This window comes from Scytonema sp. NUACC21 (assembly GCF_054684315.1).
The window spans coordinates 1-21,888 of record NZ_BAAFZH010000025.1 but is presented as its reverse complement, the minus strand read 5'-3'; the positions used below and the strand labels follow the sequence as shown (position 1 = coordinate 21,888).

Sequence of the window (21,888 nt, the reverse complement as noted above, 5' to 3'; positions counted from 1 at the left end):
TTACAGTTTGGGATACAGGCATTGGTATACCCGAACACCAACAACATCTTATCTTTCAAAAATTTCAACAACTGGAAAATCCCCTCACCCGCCAATATGAAGGAACGGGATTGGGACTCGTCTTGACTAGAGCATTGGCACGCCTTCATGGTGGAGATGTGAGTTTTTTGTCTCGTGAGGGCAAAGGAAGCCAGTTTACACTACTTCTCCCACCCAGTCCCCCTAACGTCAGAGGCGGCGAGGGGGGAATAGGAAGAGGAGGGGAGCAAAAAAGTTCTCCACATACGAACCGTAGTCCCTCAGTTTCTCAGTCCCTCATTCCCCCACTCCCCCACCTCTCCCCACCACAGAGGGGACCACTCGCCCCCACTCCCAAATCACTTGTGTTGGTTGTTGAAGCTGTAGCACGGTATATAGAAGATTTGACCCAACAACTGGCTGGTTTGGGTTATCGCGTTGTGATTGCTCGTTCGGGGTGCGAAGCAGTAGAAAAAGCTCGTCGTTTGCAACCGAAAGCGATCTTCCTCAATCCGCTACTCCCATTGCTATCAGGTTGGGATGTACTCACTTTGCTGAAATCCGATGTTGCGACTCGCCATATTCCTGTCATTGTCACAGCGACAGGAGCAGAAAAAGAGCAAGCATTTGCTAACCGAGCAGATGGTTTTTTAAGCTTACCAGTGCAGCATCAGATTTTAACACCACTAATAGAAAACTTGTGTGTTACACCAGAAGAAAAAAAGCAAAAGTCAGATGATGCAGAAACTTCCAAAAGTAACGCACCACTGCGAATTTTAAGGTTAGTCAATCCTGAAAGTCATTCCCTAGATTCATACCCGTTGCTGCAACAGCATCGAGTTATAGAAGTGGATGATTTGGATCAAGCCGAACTGCTTTCTCGTGTTTGGCATTTTGATGTGATTCTTCTGGATGCAGAAATGCCAGAGGCAGAAACTTTCCTACAACAACTTAACCACCACCCCCGGTTAGCAACACTACCTCTTGTCACTTGTAATGTCGCAACAACCCAAGCGGCTTCTCAAGTGGCTGGGTTATCTGTATTTCCTTGTTTAACACCATTAGGGACAGAAAAGCAAAACACTCGCGGAAAAACGGATACTTTATTGTCAGTCTTGCAAATTGCATCTGGTGTCTGCTGTCCACCAAGCATTTTAGTACTAGATTTGGCAATACTTCCAGACTTACCAGAGGCAAGACATCAGCAGAAAGATTACCAGTTAGAAAAGACAATTGCGTTGAGTAGCAGAATTGGAGACAATGTGTCGTGTTCTTTACAAGGGTTACAACCCTTAACCCTTTGCCGTGGTTCTGAGTGGTTCCAAGCTTTAATTCAGTACTTGCAAACAGCTGGTTTTAAATCGTCCATGAGTCGGTCTTGGGCAGAACTGTTACAGCAAATTCGTCACCAAAGTGTTGATTTGCTACTTATCTGTCTGGGGAATTCCATGCTTCAAAAAGAGGTTTATTCAGCGCTAAAAGCTTTAGGACAGTTGCCTTTCGATTTACCACCAGTTTTGGTTCTCGATCAACGGCTAAATTTAACTGAATTTGACAACGCGCCACCTTCCATTTTTCATAAGGAAACAGACAAACAACTAGAATCAATAGAGTCTGTTTTAGGTACAGTTGCTTTCCGGACTTTACCTCGCTCTATATCAATGGAAGAATTATTAAATGAAATTCATCAAATTTTGAGTTGTTAGTGGATAGTGGTTAGTGGTTAGTGGTTCTCCTACCAACTACTAACCCTAAAATATTGATAATCAATAAAAATTGGTAACGATGGCGCACAATTAGCGCTGCAAGTGCGATGGCGTTTGAAAGCCAGATGACACCTCCCCACACGGTTAAACCTGATTGTTTGAGTAAGTCATTGGTCATTTGTTAATAGTCTAAAGTTAATAGTCTCAATGCTCCTTCATCAAGAAGACTTTGGCTCAACTTCTTGGTTCCTGAATTTAAAACTAGAACATAGAAGGTGGGCAATTCTCACCCTACTACTGCAATCACAAGTTTATAGAAGGTGGGCAATGCTCAACTTCTTGATTCCTGAATTTAAAACTAGAACATAGAAAGTGGGCAATTCTCACCCTACTACTGCAATCACAAGTTTATAGAAGGTGGGCAATGCCCACCCTACGAATAACCAATGACAAATGACAAATGACAAATGACCAATGACAAATGACCAATGACAAATGACCAATGACCAACGTTTGTTTGGATATCTGCATCAACGTTAGCCAAACTCCAACCATCACCAAAGGTAAGAGTTTCATCATTTAATAACGAGTTGTAGGTGCGTATGATGTTGAGTGTGGTGCCACCGATTGTCGTTGTTAGGTCAGTTTCCTGGCGGATATAAGCATTCTTGGTTGCAGTTGATACTTCGATATTTGAAGTCGTCGTGCTTGCTCTACCACTGATATCCGTCGCCCTTAATCGCAGTTGATAGAAACCATTGACATACTCACCAGGGTCAAATTCAGACAAGACACCAGACTGAGATTGAGTCCCGCTTGCGATCGCACTAAACTCATTGCTATTCAATTCAGCGATTTCCAATACCCACTCATCCAAGTTGGTATCAGAGATTTCCCCAGTAATACTAGTAATGCTCGTTACCTTACTATTCTCCAACCCAGGGACAAAGCTAACTCTGGGTGCCGCATCATCATTCACATCGCGTATCTGAACAACCTTGCTAGTGGTACCAATGCGACCATCCGCATCCACAGCAATTGCTTCTACGACCACCTTACCTGGTGCAGTTGGTGTAAATTCAAACCTACCAAATGTATCGATGGGGACGACTTGACCGGCAACTTTAGCTGTGAGTGAGGTGATGGTTGCTCCCGAAGCCGCCGCCGATTGTATGACAACTTTTTGTCCTGGTACCGCCGGGAAACTAGGTGTTAAATCTAAGGTGACTGTTGGCAGAACGGAGGTCAATGCCACTTTGATTAAAACATTCTGGGTTGCAGTCAAATCCCCATCTGATACCTGGAACGTGACAGTATAATTACCAACTTGTCCTGGGTTTGGTTGCCAGCTAAATTGTCCGGTGGCAGCATCAAGTGTCGCACCTGAGGGTAAGTTGATAGCACTGTACTTCAGCGTCGTAGAAGCATCCAGGTCGCTACCATCGAGTTTGAATTCCAACTTATTGCCCAATACGACTGCTCTATCAGATATTGTCAGTCTTGGCACCCGATTCACGTTAGCAATACTCACCACAACATCAAGTGTAGTCGTTGCACCACCGGGGTCTTTAGCAAGGAACTTGAGGATGTGCTCACCCGCTTGTTCATAGTTAGGTTTCCAACTAAATTCACCCGTGCGGCTATCTAAAATCGCCCCTTGTGGCAGCGTACCAACTGCAGTATATTCCACACTGGCACCATCTGCGTCGTCAGCAACCAACTTGAATGTTACCCTCTCGTTCTCTTGGCCATACTGAACAGCAAGCGGTGTAAATATTGGGACTTGGTTTGTATTATTAACCGTGATGGCGAGCGCTCCTGTTGCAGACTTATTACCATCAGATGCAATGACAGAGATGTTGTAGGTTCCTGCGCTTGTATAATCGGGAGTCCAAGCCAGCAAACCAGTTTCTCGATTAAAGACTGCACCAACAGGAAGATTACGCACATCGTAAGTTAATTTATCGACCTCAGTGTCATTTGCTGCTAGTTGCAGATTCAGAGTGCTGTTTTCGTTAACAGTTTGTGGAGCAATTGTTGACCATACAGGTGCAGTATTGCTAGCACGAACCACAACATTCAAGGTCTGTGTATCGCTGAGTACATCACCTTTGCCATTATTACCGCTATCACTGACGGTAATAGTCACGGGGATAATTTTACCAACATCATTGATTGTTGGCACCCAAGTTAATCTTGCTTGACCGTAGATACCAGTTGGAGCAACAAAAGCAACACCAGATGGTAAACCCGTAAACGAGTAGGTAAGAGCATCAGAGTCGCGGTCAGTTGTGTTAATAATTAAATCTAGTGTCTCACCGAGGACTGCAACTTTATCTCCGATATAACCAATCTTGGGTGCGCTATTTGGAGCAATAATATTGACATTAAATGTCAGTTCATTCTTCAGCGCAGTATTGCCATCGCTGCGAACTTCGGTTGCAACTAGTTTGAAGGTATAGTTATTAGCGCTGGCGTTAACACCAGGTGCTACAAGTAATGTGAGAGTACCATCACCATTATCTTTGTAGGTAATATAGTCAGGAATTCCCTCACCTGCATTTCTTTCCAGTCCCAGAGATAGCTGTAATTTGTCGCTTTCAAGGTCAGTCACTTTAAAGGTGATTTCCTTGATTTCACCCCTATTGACATCAACATTGGTAAACGCAGTTGTATCGATAACTCTGGTTCCATCTTGATTAAATGTCGTGATGGTTTTGGTTGTGCTGCTACCCGATGCCCCTCACACCCTCCCTCACACCCTCACTCCCCTCCCTCTCCCACAGAATCTCAAACAGAATCTCAAGCAGAATCTCAAACAAAAGTTCCTGGGGAGACAAGATACGATCTAACTCAAGTTTGGGAGCAAGTTCTTGCAAATCTTCAGCCTATTGCAAGGCGAGAGATGTTGCGTCAAATGTGCTATCTCATTGAATTTGATGGTGTTGTAGCTCGTATTGCTATCAAACAAGCCTGGTATAAAAAAGCACAGGAAGACCAACCCAAAATTGTAGCAGCCTTTAAAGCAACTTTTAAGACTGATATCAAGGTGAACCTGGAATTAGCAACAACCTCAAATTCCACTCCCTTTCAAACTCCTTCTTCTCAAAAAAAACCGACAGTAGCGCCTCAGCCTCCAGTCAACCAGGAACCGCCTCCTAATCCTCCACCCAGTGCAAAAAATGCACCTGCTGCACCAGTTTCTGAAGCCGTTCAACACAACAAAACACCAAATAACAGAACACCGACTCCAAAAATGGAATCGGTGGCGAATGCAAAAGCATTTCAAAGTTCTCCTCCTGCTAAACCCCCAGTTCCAGCAGTGACTTGGGAAACAGATGAGGGGGCTATTGCAGCTCAACGTCTAGCGCAATTTTTTGATGGAGAAGTTATTCGATTAACGGATGATACTGAATTAAACGCATCTGAAATTTCATCTAATTGGGATGAGGAAACAGAAGCAGATGAAGAATTGTAGGGAGTTGTTAGGGGTTAGTCACGTACAGACGCGCCATGGCGCGTCTCTACAGCTAACTCTTGCCTTGGTGTATAGTTTTCACCCATTTCAGGCGTTTTGGTCGTACTGACATACGGGCAGTGGTGCTACTCATGACCACTATCCAATGAAACATATATAGTGTACCGCGCAAGGTCTGAAGCAACAGTAGAAGAGTTGTAGAAATTTTAAATTCCTTTTCTCGACGTATGTGCCTTAGACCAGCAAACATTCCCGTGATAGACATCGTCACTGTTAAGCCTGTTACGGGGCTCAAAATTGGTGGACGATGTCGTGCTATTGCCATTAATAAATCTGGCACTGCTGCAGTAGGTAGTATGTACTGCAAAATCATGTACATAAGTAAATCCCAGGTTTTGCGGGTGCCCATACGGTTTTTAAGAATCAGATCCCAGTAATCCAAATACCGCTGGTACCCACCTTCTGCCCAACGATTGCGTTGATGCCAAAGTGCAACAGCACTTGTGACACCCTCTTCCTCTACCGTTGAGTTGAACACGCACTCAATGTCCCAGTTATCCAGATGCAAGCGAAACGTCAGATCTAGGTCATCGGTAATTGTTTCCTCATTCCAGCCACCACAACTAAGTAGGGCTTCTCTCCGAACAAATTGACCGTTTCCCCGCAGTTCACCGATACCACCTGTAGCAATTCTTTGCTGCTGCATATGAGCATCGAGTGCCATTTCTGCCGCCTGACCTTTTGTCCAGAAATTCTCTGCGGCATTAGCGATAACTTTTCGCACTTGTACCGCACCTAGATTTTCTCGTTGAAACAAAGGTATGACACGCAGTAATAAGTCTGGTGACACTTGAGCATCAGCATCAAAAACTGCCACAATTTCCCCTTTGGTAAGGGGTAGCACCTCATTCAAGGCTCCTGACTTGCCTCCTCCAGCATCTGGTTCTCGCTGCAGTACCTTGAGTTTGTCGTATTCCTGAGCTAACTCTGCTAGCAAATGGGACGTTTCGTCAGTACTGTTATCGTCAACAATCCAGACTTCGTAACGTTCTTCTGGATATTCCAAGCTGCAAAGGTTTCTGACTAATCTGTCTATGACTGCTGCTTCATTTTTAGCTGCCACTAATACAGAGACAGAAGGCAAATCTCCTTGCATTTCTTCTAAGTGTTTTTTGGGTCTGGCAAAGACTGCCACTAGGGTATGAACGCCTATAATAGTCGTCAATCCCAAGACAAACAAAGTACCCCAAGAAACTAAATGCAGGGCGATGGTACCACTCCAGACTATCGTTAAAACCAGAGCAGCTTTACCTCTGCGACCTCGAAACCGGGATGGAACAGACATAGAACGCGATGTCTCCTCCACTGACTCCTCTGATACTGATAGGTCAGTAAACAAGGAGAAGTTTGAACGGCGAAAACCGCCGCTCAAATCTTCGGAGGAGTTGAGCGGATCAAGCTCGTTGTAAGAATCGTTTTCGGGCCAGACTAATGACTAAGGACTAAGGACTAAGGACTAAGGACAAATCATTAAATCGGAGGAAAATTATGGCAACTCAAAGCTTTCCAGTAAATATCGGCATTGACGAAGCTAACAGAGCGAAAATTGCCGAAGGATTGTCTCACCTACTGGCTGACACTTATACACTGTACTTAAAAACCCATAACTTCCATTGGAACGTCACTGGACCAATGTTCCAAACCCTGCATTTGTTGTTTGAAACACAATACACGGAGTTAGCCACAGCAGTCGATTTAATAGCCGAACGAATTAGAGCATTGGGTTATCCAGCACCCGGTACCTACAGCGAATTTGCCAAACTCAGTTCAATCTCAGAAACGAGTGGTGTCCCCAAAGCTACAGAAATGATACGTTTGCTTGTGGAAGGGCAGGAAGCCGTAGTGAGAACCGCACGGTCTATTTTTCCTGTCGTTGAAGAAGTTAACGACGAACCAACTGCCGATTTACTGACTCAGAGAATGTTAGTTCATGAAAAGAACGCTTGGATGCTAAGAAGCCTTTTAGAAGAATAATTATAAGTAGGGTGGGCATTGCCCACCATTGTCCATTGTTTCGGCATGTGCCACCCCTACTGAAAGTGACTTCAATTCAAGATTCAAAATCCAAAATCCGAAATCCAACTGACTTTACCCAAAAGTTGCAAGATTTAATGCAACGAGTAGGAATTTCTAGTTTTAAAGCGCTCAGTCGCGCTGCTGGTGTCTCGGAGCGTCAAATTGTGCGCCTGCGACAGTTGGGAGTTGAGCAGATGCGAGTGGATGTATTGCTCAAGTTATCGCAAGCGCTACAATTGCCTTTAAATGAATTTATTACAACTTTTTCTCAAGTAGAGTTAGTTGGGGATAAAGCTGCGCCAACCCAAGAATTATTAAAACAAATAGCAGATATAACAAGAGAGTACGAGCGATTACAACACCAACTTCAACAGCACCGACAGATTTTAATGCAAGAGTTCCAGCAGTCGAGTTTGCAAGTGCTGGAATCTTTGTTATTACAGTTTCCGACAGCAGCGCAGAAAGCGAGAGAAAATACTCAATTACCTGCGATTAATATTCTGCCGTTAGTACAGAAGCCTATAGAGAAACTTTTGCAGCAGTGGGGGGTAGAAGCGATCGCAACAGTGGGAGAAGAACTCCCTTACGATCCCCAACTGCACCAGTTAATGGAAGGGAGCGTGGAAGCGGGGGCAATTGTTAAAGTACGGTACACGGGTTATCGTCAAGGTGACAAGCTGTTGTACAGAGCAAGGGTTAGCCCGTTGAGGGCGGGGTAAAACAGCAGTTTTTCCATATATCGTGTAAACTAATATAAATTAAAGTAATAACTTTTAACTCGCTAGTTGAAGTTTTATAAAATTCTTGGGAATACTAGAAGATGAGGCTCATGAGGACGGTAAAACTAAATGGAACTCGCGAAGGTCACCCTTAGTCGTTTGCCAAGAGTTATTTGTTAAGCACAAAGCGCAAATGACAAATGACGACTAATATAGCTATATTTAGTTGTGCCCGCTTACTTATTACCTTTCATGTTCCGTAATTCTGCCAAGTTTTTAGTGGAGGCGAAAACTTCAGTAGGCGAGAACAAGAGTTTGTACGTAGGTAAGCGAGAAAATAGGAATGTACAATTCATCATTAATTTATATTTGTAACTTATAACTCACATTTTTCTTATGGCAGTCATTTTTTAAATGAATTAATATTGATGTGTGTTGACTAAGTCAAAACACCTTTGTATACCTAATAGTAACAATATATTATGGCAGATCAAGTGGTAAAAGTCATTCAACCCAACGGAATTTTAGACTCTACTCAATCACAGGAGTTTAGACAAATAATTAACGACGTTTTGGAAAAAGAGAAGGGCACAAAAATTGTGCTGATTGATTTCAAAGACGTAACGTTTATGGATAGTTCTGGTTTAGGCGCTTTGGTGTTAGCCTTTAAAGCGCTACGTGCAGCAGATAGAAAGCTGGTTATTTGTTCAATTAATGAACAAGTGAGGATATTGTTTGAATTGACTGGCATGGATAAAGTATTTGAAATATTTCCCAATCAAGATGCGTTTAATCAAGTTGTCATGTCCAGAAATTAATCGAATTGAATCTGGATTATAGATAAATCATCATCAAAAGCATCTTTGGAATTTAAAGTATTTATGTAATTGAGTATGCGATCGAGGTTGTGGAGATGTGCAAAATCTGCTCTGGTCGCAAATACTTTAACGTTGCTGTTACAGATATTTTAGAGCGGTCTAAAGGCAATATTGATTACGGTGATGGACGTACAGTCAAGGACTCTCCACTTCGCATGAAATTCTGGGCAGATAATGCTTCATATCCATACAAAAGTCACGATATCTGGTTTTTGACAGAAAACATTCGCTGGGGCAATCTGCCAAAAGAGACTAAAGTCAAGGAAATCGTAGACCAAGTCAACAAAGAAGATTTGTGGAAGAAAGCAGCTCAAGCTTTAGGTGTACCCAATTCTGAAATTCCTACTAGCTCTTCCCGTGGTGTTGAAACCTTCTTTGATGGTGTCAAGTTTGACCCAGAGAAACCAGAAGAGTATTTGAAGAGTTTAAAAATTAAGAAGGTTTAATCAATCGAAAACGTAGGGTGGGCAATGCCCACCAATTTCAAATAACTCAGCACCACCTACCCCACAATTAAACTTTTACAGACGTAGGGTGGGCACTGCCCACCACCTTTCAAATGACTCAGCACCACCCACCCCACAATTGAATTTTTATGGATGTAAAAACACCAAATTTCGTGTTTCCATCCAGCTTAATGTAAATAATAGGAGAGGAAAAAAATGACCGTAACCCTTAGAAGTCGTACCCGTAGAAAAACTCGGCAGAACGATCTCACTAAGTTTATATCAAAAAAAGTTATACCCCCCATCGTAGCACTCTTTCTTTTTCTCTTCATTTGGCAATTTCTATGTTCTAGCTTGAAATCTAATTTACCCGGTCCAATAGAAACCTTTTCCGAAACTTGGGACCCTTTTATCATTAATCCTTTTTTTGATAATGGAGGAAATGATAAAGGATTGGGCTGGCAAATACTCAACAGCTTGGGAAGAGTTGGCATAGGATTTTCTCTATCAGCAGTTATTGGTATTTTCTTAGGTCTGCTGATTGGATCGAACCCATTGTTTTATAATGCTGTAGACCCTCTTTTTCAAGTCCTAAGAACTGTTCCACCCTTAGCTTGGTTGCCCATCTCCCTAGCAGCATTCCAACAAGCCAATCCTTCTGCAATTTTCGTCATTTTTATTACATCAATTTGGCCAATTTTAATCAATACCACAGTGGGAGTACAACAAATTCCTCAAGATTATAGAAACGTAGCTAGAGTTTTGAAACTGAAGGGTAATAAATATTTTTTAAAGATTTTGTTTCCCGCCACTGTTCCTTATATATTTACCGGGTTAAGAATTGGTATTGGATTATCTTGGTTGGCAATTGTAGCGGCAGAGATGTTAGTTGGAGGTGTGGGTATTGGTTCATTTATTTGGGATGCTTATAACACGACAACTGAAACAAATTTGAGCGAGATTATTGTGGCATTGATTTATGTTGGATTAGTGGGTCTGATACTAGATAGATTGGTGGCTTTTGTTGCTAGAAAAGTTGTTTCTGAAGAACAAAAATCATAAAGATTGAGTGACTATTATTTTTAGAGAGTCAAACAATTTAATAATGGTGGGCAGTGCCCACCCTACGAAACTAACAATTAACCACTAACCATATGACAGCATTCGTTGAAGTTGACCACGTTGAACGTGTCTTTGAACTGCCAAATGGCGGTCAATATATTGCCCTCAAAAATATTGAACTGAAGATTCAGCAAGGGGAATTTATTTCCCTGATTGGACATTCTGGTTGTGGCAAATCCACCTTACTGAATATTATTGCTGGTTTAGATAAAGCTAGTATTGGTGGTGTGATTCTTGAAGGTAAGGAAGTACGAGAACCCGGTCCCGACCGAATGGTTGTGTTCCAAAACTATTCGCTACTACCTTGGCTGACAGTGCGGGAAAACATTGCATTAGCAGTTGATGAGATTTACAAAGACAAGCCCAAGGGGGAACGCAAGAGTATTGTCGAACATCACATTGACATTGTAGGGTTGCGCCATGCAGCACATAAACGTCCAAGTGAGCTATCTGGTGGAATGAGACAACGAGTCTCTATCGCTCGTGCTCTTGCTATCCGTCCTAAATTGTTACTGCTAGACGAACCTTTTGGAGCCTTAGACGCTTTAACAAGAGGTAGTTTGCAAGAACAGTTGATGAAAATCTGTAATGAAAACAATCTAACTTGCGTGATGGTGACCCATGATGTAGATGAAGCTCTTTTATTGGTCCTAGCCCGTCAGCTAACTTCGTCGGCGTTGAGAGGAGACTGAACGAGCAGCATTCTGAGCAGTAATGCCTTGTTCTCGTCGGTGTCCTTGGCTGATATCTGTGCGCTTCGTTGTACCTGTCCTTAACTCTAAGGAAGAGGTTATATTACCTTGGCTTTTAGGGTCTGAGGTAAAAAGTATCGCCATGTTGTGAAGTTTAACTATGCTACTGACAAAAAAACATCGCATCGCTTTGATTTCTGTAGATGGAGATCCTGCCGCAGAAATTGGACAAGAAGAGGCTGGTGGACAAAATGTCTATGTGCGTCAGATAGGTTATGCACTGGCTCAGCAAGGTTGGCAGGTAGATATGTTTACTCGCCGTAGTCACTCTGAGCAAGCTTCCATCGTGCAACATGGAACTAACTGCCGAACGATTCGGTTAAAGGCTGGACCAGTGGAGTTTATGGGTCGAGATTCTTTACTTGACCATCTTCCTGAGTTCATCGCAGAATTTCAAAAATTCCAACAAAATCAAGGATTTCAGTATCCTCTTGTTCACACCCATTACTGGTTATCCTCTTGGGTGGGGATGGAACTGAAAAAGCGCCAACCATTAATCCAAGTGCATACATATCACTCTCTAGGCGCAGTGAAATACAGTACTGTTGCCGATCTGCCAGCAATTGCTAGTATCCGACTGGCTGTTGAAAAAGCCTGTCTTGAGAATGCAGATCGAGTGGTTGCAACAAGTCCCCAAGAACAGAAACATATGCAGAGGCTGGTTTCTACTCAGGGGCAAATAGAGGTGATCCCTTGCGGTACTGATATTGATAAGTTTGGTTCAATTCAGCGGTCTACAGCACGGCAAGCTTTGGGAATTGCTCCTGATGCGAAGGTGGTGCTGTACGTTGGTCGCTTCGATCCCCGCAAAGGCATCGAAACTCTAGTAAGAGCTTTTGCAAAGTCCGATCTGCACTCTTGCGCGAACTTGCAATTAATTATTGGAGGGGGTAGCCGTCCGGGTTACAGTGATGGAATCGAGCGCGATCGCATCGCTAGTATTGTGGCGGAACTTGGATTAGAAAATTGCACAGCCTTTCCAGGTCGCCTCGACGATACTGTTCTACCTTTCTACTACGCTGCAGCTGATGTATGTGTAGTACCCAGTCATTATGAACCTTTTGGGTTAGTTGCCATTGAAGCAATGGCCAGCCGGACTCCTGTCGTAGCTAGTGATGTTGGTGGATTGCAATTCACGGTGGTACCTGAGGTAACAGGATTACTCGTTCCCCCTAAAGATGAAGATGCCTTTGCCTTGGCTATTGACCGCATTCTAACCAATCCAGAATGGCGGGATCGCCTGGGTGAAGCAGGTAGACAGCGTGTGGAAATCGCGTTCAGTTGGCAAAGCGTTGCTTCCCGATTAACTCATCTTTATACTCATCTGCTATCTCAAGACGTGGCTTTAACTCAAACCAAATCTCAGGTTGCTGTTTAACTACTGGAATTGAGTAAACAGCGATCGCGCAATTATTTCACTACCTGGCAAGACCGCTATTCACCCATTGCTGACAACACAAATCCCCTGTCAAAAGTAAACAACAAACTGTTAAATCCATAACATCATGGAGTCATGACAATGTTAAATATTGGAGACTATGCACAACATCAAATGACTGGGCTAGTTGGTCAAGTCATTGGTTATGGACACGAAATACTACACGGAGTTTATCAAACAACCTTAACAGTCCGAGAGATAAAAGAGATAAATAAGACTAATTGCGATCGCAGCCCGATTCTTGAGGATGTCTACTCTGCATGGATACCTGCTCAAGGAGAACAAATTTCTGCAATTGTTACGCCTGAATAGATAGCCAGGTAGCACAGCAAGCAATCACAGGGGTTAGCTCATCAGCTGACCCCTGTTTGCATTAAGTCATAAGATTCTGCAAATAAATTAAACTAATAACAGCTATTAACTTTACTAAAGTTAACAATCTTGATAAAACTCAATAAAGAAATGTAAAGTAATAATCAGGTAACAAAATTACCTAAAACATAGAATGTCATCGCAATACATAAAACCATGACAGCAACCTTACAACGTCGCGAAAGCGCCAATGTGTGGGAGAAGTTCTGTGAGTGGATCACCTCCACCGAAAACCGCCTCTACATCGGCTGGTTCGGTGTGCTCATGAATTTACTCGTTTTAATCATGCCAAAGTCCGGCAAACGGGTTGTGTTGCTGATGGTTGGATAGAACTGACTTTGATGCAAGATGGTCGTACTAGCTTTCGTCAGTTTCCCTTTACAGGAAATTGGGAAGTAGATTGGCAAGTAGCATACACAGCTTTGCGAGAATTACGGGAAGAATTGCCCCAATTACCCATAGATCCATACTTAGTATTACCGTCTGGTACAAATACCAGTCGTGAAGTGCATTCTGGAAATTTATTGGATGATAAACTTGTAGTACCAACAGTCCTAGAACCAGTTGCTGAATTAGATTTTGCTGGTATATATGCTGGAGGATACGTTATTAGAGCTTATGCTGATTCCAATGGTCAAAAGCACTGGTTTAGTACCGATACTTTTACCTTAGACTATTCAATATTTACAAGTTTTGGACAGGCGGTAAAAGGGACTTTCGCAGGGAGTGAATGGAATCAAGAAGCTTATGTTGCAAAAATTAGTGATGCAAAAAAACAGCTAGAGTTGCTTTCCCGACCAGTAAAAGAGTTGCCAAGAGGGCGGTATAAAACTTATTTTGCACCAGCCGCTGTCGCCGATTTATTAAGTATGCTGTCTTGGGGAGGTGTCAGTGAAGCTGATTTACAACAGGGAGGTAGTGCTTTAGCTTTTCTATGGCGGAAAGAAAAACAATTGTCACCTGCATTTAATTTGAAAGAAAACTTTCAACGGGGGTTGGTACCACGTTTTAATGAATGGGGAGAAATGGCAACCCCCGAATTACAAATAATTGAAAAAGGAGTTTTGGTCAATACTTTAATTAACTCTCGTACTGCTAAGGAGTATGAAAAAACTGCTAATGGGGCTAATAGTTATGAAGCCTTACGCGCACCAGAATTGAACCTAGGAAATTTAAAATTTGAGGACATTATTCCCACTTTGGAAACAGGATTGTATGTTTCTAATTTGCATTACCTAAATTGGAGCGATCGCCCCACAGGAAGAATTACAGGTATGACTAGGTATGCCTGTTTTTGGGTAGAAAATGGTGAAATTGCTGCCCCAATAGAAAATTTACGTTTTGATGATAGTCTTTACCGTTTTTGGGGAGAAAACTTAATCGATTTCACCAATTTTCAAGAATTTATTGCTGAAGTGGGAAGTTATGAGGGTCGCCAACTTGGAGGGAGTATGGTTCCGGGTATGTTAGTAGAAGATTTTACATATACGTTATAAATTTACTCCCCGGTAAAGGGACGGGCTGTCCTGCCCATCCCACAACAATTGAGAAAAATTAGTTTCAAGCAGCAAAACGGATTTTGAGATAATCGTCTTCCATTTTTGCCCCTGAAGGTTGGAGTGCTGCCAAAGCTTGTGGCAAAACTAAATTTCGGCGGTGGTTGCCAATGGTGATGTTAAGTTCATCTCCTGATTTACTCAATTGAACCTGATGTTTGGGAATACCGGGTAAATACAGTTCTAAACTGTATTGATTGTTTTCTTGAACAACTTTGATAGTGGTTTCTTTGTAATACACTTGGGTAGGATCTTCATCCTTATAAAGTGTATTTTTTAGGCGTTCTAAAGCATCTAAACCACACATCTCCTCGGAGAAAAGAGGAACCTCTTTTACAGGCAGTGGATGGAAGTTTTCATGAATTTCCTGACGATACTGCTTTTGATTTTCTTTCCAACGGAGGAAAAAGGGGTCTTGCACTTGTTCGGGAATAATGCGATTGGCTATCACTAAGTCAGTTGCAACATTGTACAAGCTGAGATAGGCATGAGCGCGAAGAGATTCCTTGATTACCATCTTTTCTGGATTGGCAACAAGGCGTACTGAGGTTTGATTGTTATCTGTGAGTACTTTTTCCAGCGCTTCAATTTGTTCGTAGAACTCGTAAGGTGCGTCCATGACCTCTTTATCTGGTAATGAGAACCCAGCGATGGGTTTAAAGATAGGTTCAACAAGAGGTCGAAGTGCTACGGAGATACTTTGAAATGGCTTGTAAAAACGGCGCATATACCATCCGCTCACTTCTGGTAAGCTTAGCAAGCGCAGTGCTGTGCCAGTGGGGGCGGAGTCGATAATCAAGACGTCATAGTCGCCTTCATCATAATGACGCTTCATTCTCACCAAGCCAAAAATCTCATCCATGCCGGGTAAGATAGCTAATTCTTCTGCCGATCTACATTATGCCAAATTCCGAAACTTATGGTTGGATTTGTGGATAATTTTTAAAACCATAGGCGTTGTCATTATTCCTAAAAATAATGGAGCGTATTGAAATCAATCTGAACTTGTTAAATCACTGAATAAATTACAGAGTCAAAAGTCAAATTTAAACTATTTTTTTGACTTTTGGCTTTTTATTTTTGGATTTTAATTAGGTTAACCTAAAAACGTCAAATATAGAAACCCAGTTTCTAACAAAAAGAATTTTACCGAGGAAAGGCATGAGGCAGACTGCGGAACCCAGAAGGAAAGATTATAAACTTTGATACCAGAAAGACCTCTGTGCTATCGGCTCAGACGGTCTAAATCCCCTGACTTGATTTACGGGGATTCCTTGTTCCCCTTTAATTAAAAAGAATAACATTTAGCTATCAAGATTTTTACACAAACTTAACAAAACTCAGATTTTCTATAAACTTTTAGTAAAGATTAAAAAAATCTTGTGAAACCAACGAAAAGTTTTGAGTTAAGTAAAACAGCCTGACAGTCAGTTTTGAACTCGGCAAATTTACTTATAGCAATAAGCTGAGGTACCGATGAGACTCGTAGGTTTCCCATTGGGCATTTGCGGGATTACCTGTTAACTTATACCAGGTTACCTGTAAACATCTAATTCAGTAACAACAAGGAATAATTGAGCATGACGCAACGGAAGCGAGCGTTGATTACTGGTATCACCGGTCAAGATGGTTCATACTTAAGCGAGTTTTTGCTAGAGCAAGGTTACGAAGTTCACGGTATCATTCGTCGAACTTCAACCTTTAACACAGACCGCATCGATCATCTTTATGAAGACCCTCATAAAGAAGGCGTGCGGTTACTTCTCCATTACGGCGATTTGACGGATGGTACCACGCTGCGCCGCATTCTAGAAGACGTTCAGCCAGTAGAAATTTATAACTTAGGTGCTCAATCCCATGTAAGGGTAAGCTTTGATTCACCGGAATATACAGTCGATTCTGTGGGAATGGGAACCCTACGTCTGTTAGAAGCAATTCGCGACTATCAGCATCGCACTGGCATTCAGGTGAGATTTTACCAAGCAGGTTCTTCGGAAATGTATGGTTTGGTACAAGAAATCCCACAAAAAGAGACAACACCCTTTTACCCCCGCAGCCCCTACGCCTGTGCTAAGGTTTACGCTCACTGGCAAACAGTAAATTACCGGGAATCATTCGGGATGTTTGCTTGTAATGGCATTCTTTTCAACCACGAATCTCCCAGACGGGGTGAAACGTTTGTGACGCGCAAGATTACAATGGCAGTTGCCAGAATTGTTGCAGGCAGGCAGAAAAAACTTTACATGGGGAATCTTGATGCCAAACGTGATTGGGGCTATGCCAAGGATTACGTTAGGGCAATGTGGATGATGCTACAGCAAGAACAGCCAGATGATTACGTAATTGCTACTGGTGAAACCCATTCAGTGAGGGAGTTTTTGGAGCTGGCATTTGGTTATGTCAACCTCGATTGGCAAGATTATGTAGAGTTTGACGAGCGCTATCTTCGTCCAGCAGAAGTCGATTTATTGATTGGGGATTCTACGAAAGCACGGCAAAAGTTAGGCTGGGCACCATCGGTAACATTTGAGCAACTGGTGGCTATCATGGTGGAGGCTGACTTACAAGCGCTGGGTCTCACCTCACCAAATGGTAAAGTCGCAAAAGTGTTAAAAGACAATGCCATGATTCGGCAAGAACTGGGTGTGCTCCACTTCTAATGAGCTATCAGCTATTAGCTATCGGCTTGCTGCTGAGCAGCTGAGTGCTTTTTATACCGATGAGGAGAAAAAATGAACACCTTAGAACTTAAGAACAAGCGTATTCTCGTGACCGGTGGAGCCGGTTTTCTGGGACGTCAGGTGATAAGCCAGTTATGTAAGGCTGGTGCAGACCAAAACAAGATTACGGTAACGCGATCGCGTGAGTGCGACTTACGTACTTGGGAAAATTGCCAGCGAGCAGTGGATCAGCAAGACATTGTGATTCACCTAGCAGCCCATGTTGGTGGTATCGGTCTTAACCGTGAAAAACCAGCTGAATTGTTCTACGACAACTTAATGATGGGTACCCAGTTGATTCATGCTGCGTATCAAGCGCCAAATACTACCGCAACAACGTGATTGGAACGCTGACCCTCCTAGAAGCAATGCTAGCAGCGTCTGTTAAGAAATTTGTATTTTCTTCTACTTGTGCAACTTATGGTGTCCCGGAAGTTGTGCCCATTCCCGAAGATCATCCCCAGAATCCAATCAACCCCTATGGTGCAACCAAACTAATGGTAGAGCGGATTCTGTCTGATTTTCATGTTGCTTACGACTTCAAATCGGTACGGTTCCGTTATTTTAACGCTGCTGGTGCCCATCCCAATGGTTTGTTAGGAGAAGACCACAATCCAGAAACTCATTTGATTCCCCTAGTGCTACTGACAGCCTTAGGCAAGCGTGAATCAATCTCAGTCTTTGGCACTGATTACCCCACTCCCGATGGTACTTGTATTCGAGACTACATTCACGTTACGGATTTGGCAGATGCCCATGTTTTAGGGTTGGAGTACTTGCTCAAAGGGGGCGATAGCGAAGTTTTTAACTTGGGAAATGGCAATGGTTTCTCAGTGAAAGAAGTCATCGAAACTGCTAAGAAAATCACAGGAAGCGATATCAAAGTTGTGGAGTGCGATCGCCGTCCGGGCGACCCACCAGCACTCATTGGTAGTGGCGAAAAAGCTAGAAAAATCCTTGGCTGGCATCCTCAGTACTCATCCCTTGAGGATATTATTTCCCACGCATGGCAGTGGCACCAAAAGCGCCATCAATAAGGAGGCACGGTGGTAGGGTGCAAGGTACCGGAAGTAAGAGAAAGGGGGCAGGGAGCGGGATGTAACCCGCACCTTATCCTCTACCCTAATCTCTTTTCACCCTTCGCAGTATCGCAAAAGATACACCTGCTAAGGCAAAGACTAATGAAGCGATCGCCCAAATTGGGACTCCTTGAGATTGGTTTGACTGTACATCCACCGTGGTGTCTTGGACTTCTTGAGCCTTATCCTGCGTATTATTTATTGCCGCTGAACCAGCAGCTACAGTAACAGGAAACTTTAACTCAAATGATTGAAAACTCTTTCCATCCTTGGGTTTGCCACCTAACTGTAGCAGATAAGCTCCTGGTCTGGGAAAAGTAATCTTTGTACCCGGTATGCCTTTATACCTTTCTGCCGTCATGGGTTCTAAAGAAGGTTCGAGCAAAGGGGGTTCTGTCGGTGAATGAGGTTCAGCGTAAACAGCCAACTTACAATCACAACTTGCCAAAGGAATCACCTTTCCACCTTTGCGAGTGAGAGCAAACCAGGTTTTTGTTGGTTCCCCAGCACGGGGATTGTCATTCGGTTCTAAATGGAGAGTCGCACCCACATCTGCAGCTGTCACGACTTTATGAGCACGAGCAGTAGAATTTGAGAGGATAAGAGCACAGAATAGTATTAAAATATACAAATTTCCAGAAACAACCCTCACCCCTCCCCGGATGGGAGGAGAGAGGCGAGGGGTAGGGTTAACGGGACTTAGTAGAGGCAACATAAAATTTTTGTAGAGATAAGAGTGACCAAAAAAAGCGCCGACGTACCAGCAAAACACCCAACGTCACAATGCCCAGAAGCAACACTGCCAACTTATTTCCCCAACTTAACTGTAAAGCACCCAAGTAATGAGAACCAATCATCACAGCATGAAAAACACCTAACAGCAAAGCAGGGACGCTCAATAAATGAATTTGTCGCCACAGCTTGCCCAACGCCTTTTGCAAAGAATCAAAACTAGTCAAAGCGGCAGGAGTCATCAAAACCAATGCTATGGCACCAGCCACCATTCCCAACTGATACTCTGGTGGTAGGAAGAAGAAGGCTGAAAAGTTCCATTGTAGTGAATGTTCCATCATGTGAGTTGTATGAGCTAGGGACAGCACAAAAGCACCAACTCCCAAAGCACGACGGTAACGTAGAGGTTCTGCCCACAAACTACTGATTGGACGAGCAATCAACGCCAGTACTAAACATACCAGTGCAGCGTGCCCGGTGTAATCTACCATTGTGTCTCCAGTCCGCAACAGTGTTAGGACACCGATAGTAAGAGTCACCCAACCACCCAAGCGAAAGAGTTGACTGCGCCTATCTTTACCAAGCAACGATGCAGACACTCCCGTACCTAACATAATGGGTAGAGTTCCCAAACCAAAAGCCAGCATTGTTGCCAATAACCAGGACTTTCATTTTCACCAAGTTTTTACTCGCTGATAGCTAAATCTATCAGGTTTGTGGCACCTGTAATCATGAAAGATGAAGGAGATGAGGGAGATGAGGGAGAGGAGGGAAGGAGAAGGTGAGGGAGTGAGGGAGTGAGGGAGGGAAGGAGGGAGGGGGTGAGGGAGTGAGGGGGTGAGGGAGGGAAAGAAACAAATGACAAAGAACAAATCACCAAGGACAAAGGACAATTGACAGAGAATTAAATTAAGAAATGTTACAAAAATGCCGTCAAAACGTTGTGACGTCTTGACAAGGAAAACGTAAGCCGATATCTTGAGAAACATACCCGGGTAAGACCGCAAAAGAGTTATATGCAAACTAAGCAAAAGGTTACTTTGTATCTGTCGCCGGAACTTCATAGGAAGCTGAAAATTCGTTCAGCAGTTGACTCAGAACCAATGTCAGAACTTGCCGAACGTGCCTTGGTTTTCTATCTGGCACACTCAGAATTGGTGGATGAAACTTCTTATGGGAGAACACACAAAATATATTCCTGCCCAACTTGCGAAAGTTCTCTAGTACTTCGCGATGGAGAGTTGGTCGCACTTGGTAAACAACCAGGAGTTGTTGGTCAAGATCGTCTCTCTATTGAAGAAATGGAGTGTGATGAAACTAACCAAAAGGGCGAGGAAGAGCTGGTTCCCTGTTAGGTGGGAGTGGTAATTGGGATATTTATTCATAATCCTCTCCCTCTACTATTGATTGATGGCGATGTCTGTACTATCTGTAAAGGTCTCAAGTAGGTCGAAGTATGAAAGAAGAGCTCAATATACTCATTCAAGCTCAATACCCTCTAATCTACCTTGTGACCTCCGAGGAAGAGCGGGCCGAGCAAGCAATTTCCACAATTGCTCAATCATTAAAGCCACAGCGAAGAGTCTATGTTTGGACAGTGACTCATGGCATCGTAGAATACGGTCAACCCCGGAATGTTACCCAGCACAATACAGTTTCTCCAGAAGCGGCAATTGAGTGGATCATTCGCCAACGGGAACCAGGTATATTTATTCTTAAAGATTTACATCCATTTATAGACGCTCCTGCAACAACAAGATCGTTACGTGACGCGATCGCTGGTTTTAAAGGCACGCACAAGAACATTATCTTGATGTCACCAATGCAGCAGGTACCCATAGAGTTGGAGAAGGAAGTTGTTGTTCTCGACTTCCCGCTGCCAGACATGGGAGATTTAAATAAAGTATTAACAAGTCATATAGACCAAAATCGCGGGCGAAGGTTGACGACTGAAGCAAGAGAGAAGCTTCTTAGAGCAGCCTTGGGTTTAACAAAGGATGAAGCTGAAAAAGTTTACCGTAAGGCGCAGGTGACCACAGGTCGTCTCACGGAAGAAGAAGTCGATATAGTCTTATCCGAGAAAAAGCAGCTTATTCGGCGTAATGGTATACTAGAGTACATAGAAGAAGATGAAACCATAGACGCTGTAGGTGGTTTGGAAGAACTAAAGAAGTGGCTTAAGCAGCGTTCTAATGCTTTTACCGAAAGAGCAAGGGAATATGGTCTGCCTCAACCAAAGGGAATGTTGATACTAGGAGTTCCTGGTTGTGGTAAGTCACTCATCGCCAAAACAACATCTCGGCTTTGGGGATTACCAATATTGCGGTTGGATATGGGGCGAGTTTATGACGGCTCAATGGTGGGTCGTTCGGAAGCTAACCTGCGTAATGCCTTGAAAACAGCCGAGTCTATTTCCCCAGTCATCTTGTTTATAGACGAATTAGACAAGTCTTTTGCTGGAAGTGCAGGGTCTTCTGATTCCGATGGTGGTACTTCTAGCCGGATTTTTGGATCTTTCCTCACCTGGATGCAAGAAAAGAAGTCACCAGTGTTTGTAATGGCAACAGCTAACAGAGTTGAGCGGTTACCTGGTGAATTTTTGAGGAAGGGTCGCTTTGATGAAATTTTCTTTGTGGATCTGCCAACAACTGAAGAACGTCAGGATATTTTCAAGATTCACCTGAGTAAGCGTCGTAATGACATCACTCGGTTCGATCTCGAACAACTCTCCAAAATGTCTGATGGATTTTCTGGGGCAGAAATTGAGCAGGCGATCGTCGCGGCAATGTACGAAGC

The 21,888-nt window shown here is 43.3% G+C and carries 17 protein-coding genes and 7 pseudogenes; 17 read left to right on the top strand and 7 right to left on the bottom strand.

Translation table 11 applies throughout. From position 1 onward, the window contains the following. Window positions 1–1,724, top strand: a 1,724-nt coding sequence (locus ACYRY3_RS01990) for an ATP-binding response regulator (RefSeq protein WP_460200121.1), incomplete at its 5' end; no start/stop codon positions are given. Window positions 1,725–1,734: 10 nt separating this feature from the next. Here ACYRY3_RS01990 and ACYRY3_RS01985 read toward each other — a convergent pair. Beyond that, entirely contained in the window at window positions 1,735–1,902 is a 168-nt protein-coding gene (locus ACYRY3_RS01985; protein ID WP_460200120.1) for a hypothetical protein, read from the bottom strand. A 255-nt stretch (window positions 1,903–2,157) separates the two neighbouring features. Next, on the bottom strand, window positions 2,158–4,338 hold the full coding sequence (locus ACYRY3_RS01980; protein ID WP_460200119.1) for a putative Ig domain-containing protein: 2,181 nt from the start codon (window positions 4,336–4,338) through the stop codon (window positions 2,158–2,160). Between the two features lie 81 nt (window positions 4,339–4,419). Here ACYRY3_RS01980 and ACYRY3_RS01975 point away from each other — a divergent pair, with 81 nt between their 5' ends. After that, window positions 4,420–5,202 (top strand): hypothetical protein, encoded by a 783-nt coding sequence (locus ACYRY3_RS01975; RefSeq protein WP_460200118.1) that lies wholly within the window; start codon window positions 4,420–4,422, stop codon window positions 5,200–5,202. Between the two features lie 52 nt (window positions 5,203–5,254). Here ACYRY3_RS01975 and ACYRY3_RS01970 read toward each other — a convergent pair whose 3' ends face one another. Then, window positions 5,255–6,547, bottom strand: a complete 1,293-nt coding sequence (locus ACYRY3_RS01970) for a glycosyltransferase family 2 protein (protein WP_460200117.1) — start codon at window positions 6,545–6,547, stop codon at window positions 5,255–5,257. A gap of 203 nt (window positions 6,548–6,750) precedes the next feature. Here ACYRY3_RS01970 and ACYRY3_RS01965 point away from each other — a divergent pair, with 203 nt between their 5' ends. From ACYRY3_RS01965 to ACYRY3_RS01940, 6 genes and pseudogenes are all read left to right on the top strand, one after another. Continuing rightward, on the top strand, window positions 6,751–7,236 hold the full coding sequence (locus tag ACYRY3_RS01965) for a Dps family protein (protein ID WP_460200116.1): 486 nt from the start codon (window positions 6,751–6,753) through the stop codon (window positions 7,234–7,236). A gap of 65 nt (window positions 7,237–7,301) precedes the next feature. After that, window positions 7,302–7,997, top strand: coding sequence for a nucleotide exchange factor GrpE (gene grpE, locus ACYRY3_RS01960; protein WP_460200115.1), 696 nt, complete (start codon window positions 7,302–7,304; stop codon window positions 7,995–7,997). A gap of 482 nt (window positions 7,998–8,479) precedes the next feature. Beyond that, window positions 8,480–8,815, top strand: coding sequence for an STAS domain-containing protein (locus tag ACYRY3_RS01955; RefSeq protein ID WP_460200114.1), 336 nt, complete (start codon window positions 8,480–8,482; stop codon window positions 8,813–8,815). Window positions 8,816–8,907: 92 nt separating this feature from the next. Then, window positions 8,908–9,321: pseudogene (locus ACYRY3_RS01950) on the top strand (bicarbonate-binding protein); the annotation flags it as partial. A 216-nt stretch (window positions 9,322–9,537) separates the two neighbouring features. Further along, entirely contained in the window at window positions 9,538–10,383 is an 846-nt protein-coding gene (gene ntrB / locus ACYRY3_RS01945; RefSeq protein WP_460200113.1) for a nitrate ABC transporter permease, read from the top strand. Between the two features lie 92 nt (window positions 10,384–10,475). Continuing rightward, window positions 10,476–11,090: pseudogene (locus ACYRY3_RS01940) on the top strand (nitrate ABC transporter ATP-binding protein); the annotation flags it as partial. Window positions 11,091–11,105: 15 nt separating this feature from the next. Here ACYRY3_RS01940 and ACYRY3_RS01935 read toward each other — a convergent pair. After that, window positions 11,106–11,279, bottom strand: coding sequence for a hypothetical protein (locus tag ACYRY3_RS01935; protein WP_460200112.1), 174 nt, complete (start codon window positions 11,277–11,279; stop codon window positions 11,106–11,108). 16 nt (window positions 11,280–11,295) lie between these two features. On the opposite strand from ACYRY3_RS01935, the gene ACYRY3_RS01930 reads away from it, so the two are divergent. The 4 genes and pseudogenes from ACYRY3_RS01930 (at window position 11,296) to ACYRY3_RS01915 (ending at window position 14,501) form a co-directional block, all read left to right on the top strand. Continuing rightward, complete coding sequence (locus ACYRY3_RS01930; protein ID WP_460200111.1) at window positions 11,296–12,573, top strand: glycosyltransferase; 1,278 nt, start codon at window positions 11,296–11,298, stop codon at window positions 12,571–12,573. Between the two features lie 141 nt (window positions 12,574–12,714). After that, window positions 12,715–12,945 (top strand): hypothetical protein, encoded by a 231-nt coding sequence (locus ACYRY3_RS01925; protein WP_460200110.1) that lies wholly within the window; start codon window positions 12,715–12,717, stop codon window positions 12,943–12,945. A 216-nt stretch (window positions 12,946–13,161) separates the two neighbouring features. Then, a pseudogene (locus ACYRY3_RS01920) lies at window positions 13,162–13,272 on the top strand (photosystem II q(b) protein); the annotation flags it as partial. Continuing rightward, window positions 13,254–14,501, top strand: a complete 1,248-nt coding sequence (locus ACYRY3_RS01915) for a TldD/PmbA family protein (protein WP_460200122.1) — start codon at window positions 13,254–13,256, stop codon at window positions 14,499–14,501. The pseudogene ACYRY3_RS01920 and the gene ACYRY3_RS01915, both read left to right, overlap by 19 nt. 64 nt (window positions 14,502–14,565) lie before the next feature. Here ACYRY3_RS01915 and ACYRY3_RS01910 read toward each other — a convergent pair. Beyond that, window positions 14,566–15,450 (bottom strand): annotated as a pseudogene (locus tag ACYRY3_RS01910) (ArsA family ATPase); the annotation flags it as partial. A 1-nt stretch (window position 15,451) separates the two neighbouring features. Here ACYRY3_RS01910 and ACYRY3_RS01905 point away from each other — a divergent pair. The 3 genes and pseudogenes from ACYRY3_RS01905 to galE form a co-directional block, all read left to right on the top strand. Next, a pseudogene (locus ACYRY3_RS01905) lies at window positions 15,452–15,553 on the top strand (sugar transferase); the annotation flags it as partial. A 588-nt stretch (window positions 15,554–16,141) separates the two neighbouring features. Continuing rightward, a complete protein-coding gene (gmd, locus tag ACYRY3_RS01900) occupies window positions 16,142–17,221 on the top strand; it encodes a GDP-mannose 4,6-dehydratase (protein ID WP_460200109.1) in 1,080 nt (359 codons plus the stop codon). A 72-nt stretch (window positions 17,222–17,293) separates the two neighbouring features. Continuing rightward, window positions 17,294–18,318: pseudogene (gene galE, locus ACYRY3_RS01895) on the top strand (UDP-glucose 4-epimerase GalE); the annotation flags it as partial. An 85-nt stretch (window positions 18,319–18,403) separates the two neighbouring features. Here galE and ACYRY3_RS01890 read toward each other — a convergent pair. Beyond that, the gene (locus tag ACYRY3_RS01890; RefSeq protein ID WP_460200108.1) at window positions 18,404–19,075 is read right to left on the bottom strand and encodes a hypothetical protein; all 672 of its coding nucleotides are present in this window, start codon (window positions 19,073–19,075) and stop codon (window positions 18,404–18,406) included. Then, window positions 19,050–19,745 (bottom strand): annotated as a pseudogene (locus tag ACYRY3_RS01885) (ferric reductase-like transmembrane domain-containing protein); the annotation flags it as partial. The pseudogene ACYRY3_RS01885 and the gene ACYRY3_RS01890, both read right to left, overlap by 26 nt. Window positions 19,746–20,108: 363 nt before the next feature. On the opposite strand from ACYRY3_RS01885, the gene ACYRY3_RS01880 reads away from it, so the two are divergent. Continuing rightward, window positions 20,109–20,447 (top strand): hypothetical protein, encoded by a 339-nt coding sequence (locus tag ACYRY3_RS01880; protein WP_460200107.1) that lies wholly within the window; start codon window positions 20,109–20,111, stop codon window positions 20,445–20,447. 101 nt (window positions 20,448–20,548) lie between these two features. After that, window positions 20,549–21,888, top strand: a 1,340-nt coding sequence (gene ycf46 / locus ACYRY3_RS01875) for a stress-responsive protein Ycf46 (protein ID WP_460200105.1), incomplete at its 3' end; no start/stop codon positions are given.

What these genes read in the sequence shown, in the direction of transcription:
- ACYRY3_RS01985 (WP_460200120.1), bottom strand. Translation starts at nt 1,902, where the DNA reads ATGACCAATGACTTACTCAAACAATCAGGTTTAACCGTGTGGGGAGGT.
- ACYRY3_RS01970 (WP_460200117.1), bottom strand. Translation starts at nt 6,547, where the DNA reads ATGTCTGTTCCATCCCGGTTTCGAGGTCGCAGAGGTAAAGCTGCTCTG.
- ACYRY3_RS01965 (WP_460200116.1), top strand. Translation starts at nt 6,751, where the DNA reads ATGGCAACTCAAAGCTTTCCAGTAAATATCGGCATTGACGAAGCTAAC.
- ACYRY3_RS01955 (WP_460200114.1), top strand. Translation starts at nt 8,480, where the DNA reads ATGGCAGATCAAGTGGTAAAAGTCATTCAACCCAACGGAATTTTAGAC.
- ntrB (WP_460200113.1), top strand. Translation starts at nt 9,538, where the DNA reads ATGACCGTAACCCTTAGAAGTCGTACCCGTAGAAAAACTCGGCAGAAC.
- ACYRY3_RS01935 (WP_460200112.1), bottom strand. Translation starts at nt 11,279, where the DNA reads ATGGCGATACTTTTTACCTCAGACCCTAAAAGCCAAGGTAATATAACC.
- ACYRY3_RS01930 (WP_460200111.1), top strand. Translation starts at nt 11,296, where the DNA reads ATGCTACTGACAAAAAAACATCGCATCGCTTTGATTTCTGTAGATGGA.
- ACYRY3_RS01925 (WP_460200110.1), top strand. Translation starts at nt 12,715, where the DNA reads ATGTTAAATATTGGAGACTATGCACAACATCAAATGACTGGGCTAGTT.
- gmd (WP_460200109.1), top strand. Translation starts at nt 16,142, where the DNA reads ATGACGCAACGGAAGCGAGCGTTGATTACTGGTATCACCGGTCAAGAT.
- ACYRY3_RS01890 (WP_460200108.1), bottom strand. Translation starts at nt 19,075, where the DNA reads ATGTTGCCTCTACTAAGTCCCGTTAACCCTACCCCTCGCCTCTCTCCT.
- ACYRY3_RS01880 (WP_460200107.1), top strand. Translation starts at nt 20,109, where the DNA reads ATGCAAACTAAGCAAAAGGTTACTTTGTATCTGTCGCCGGAACTTCAT.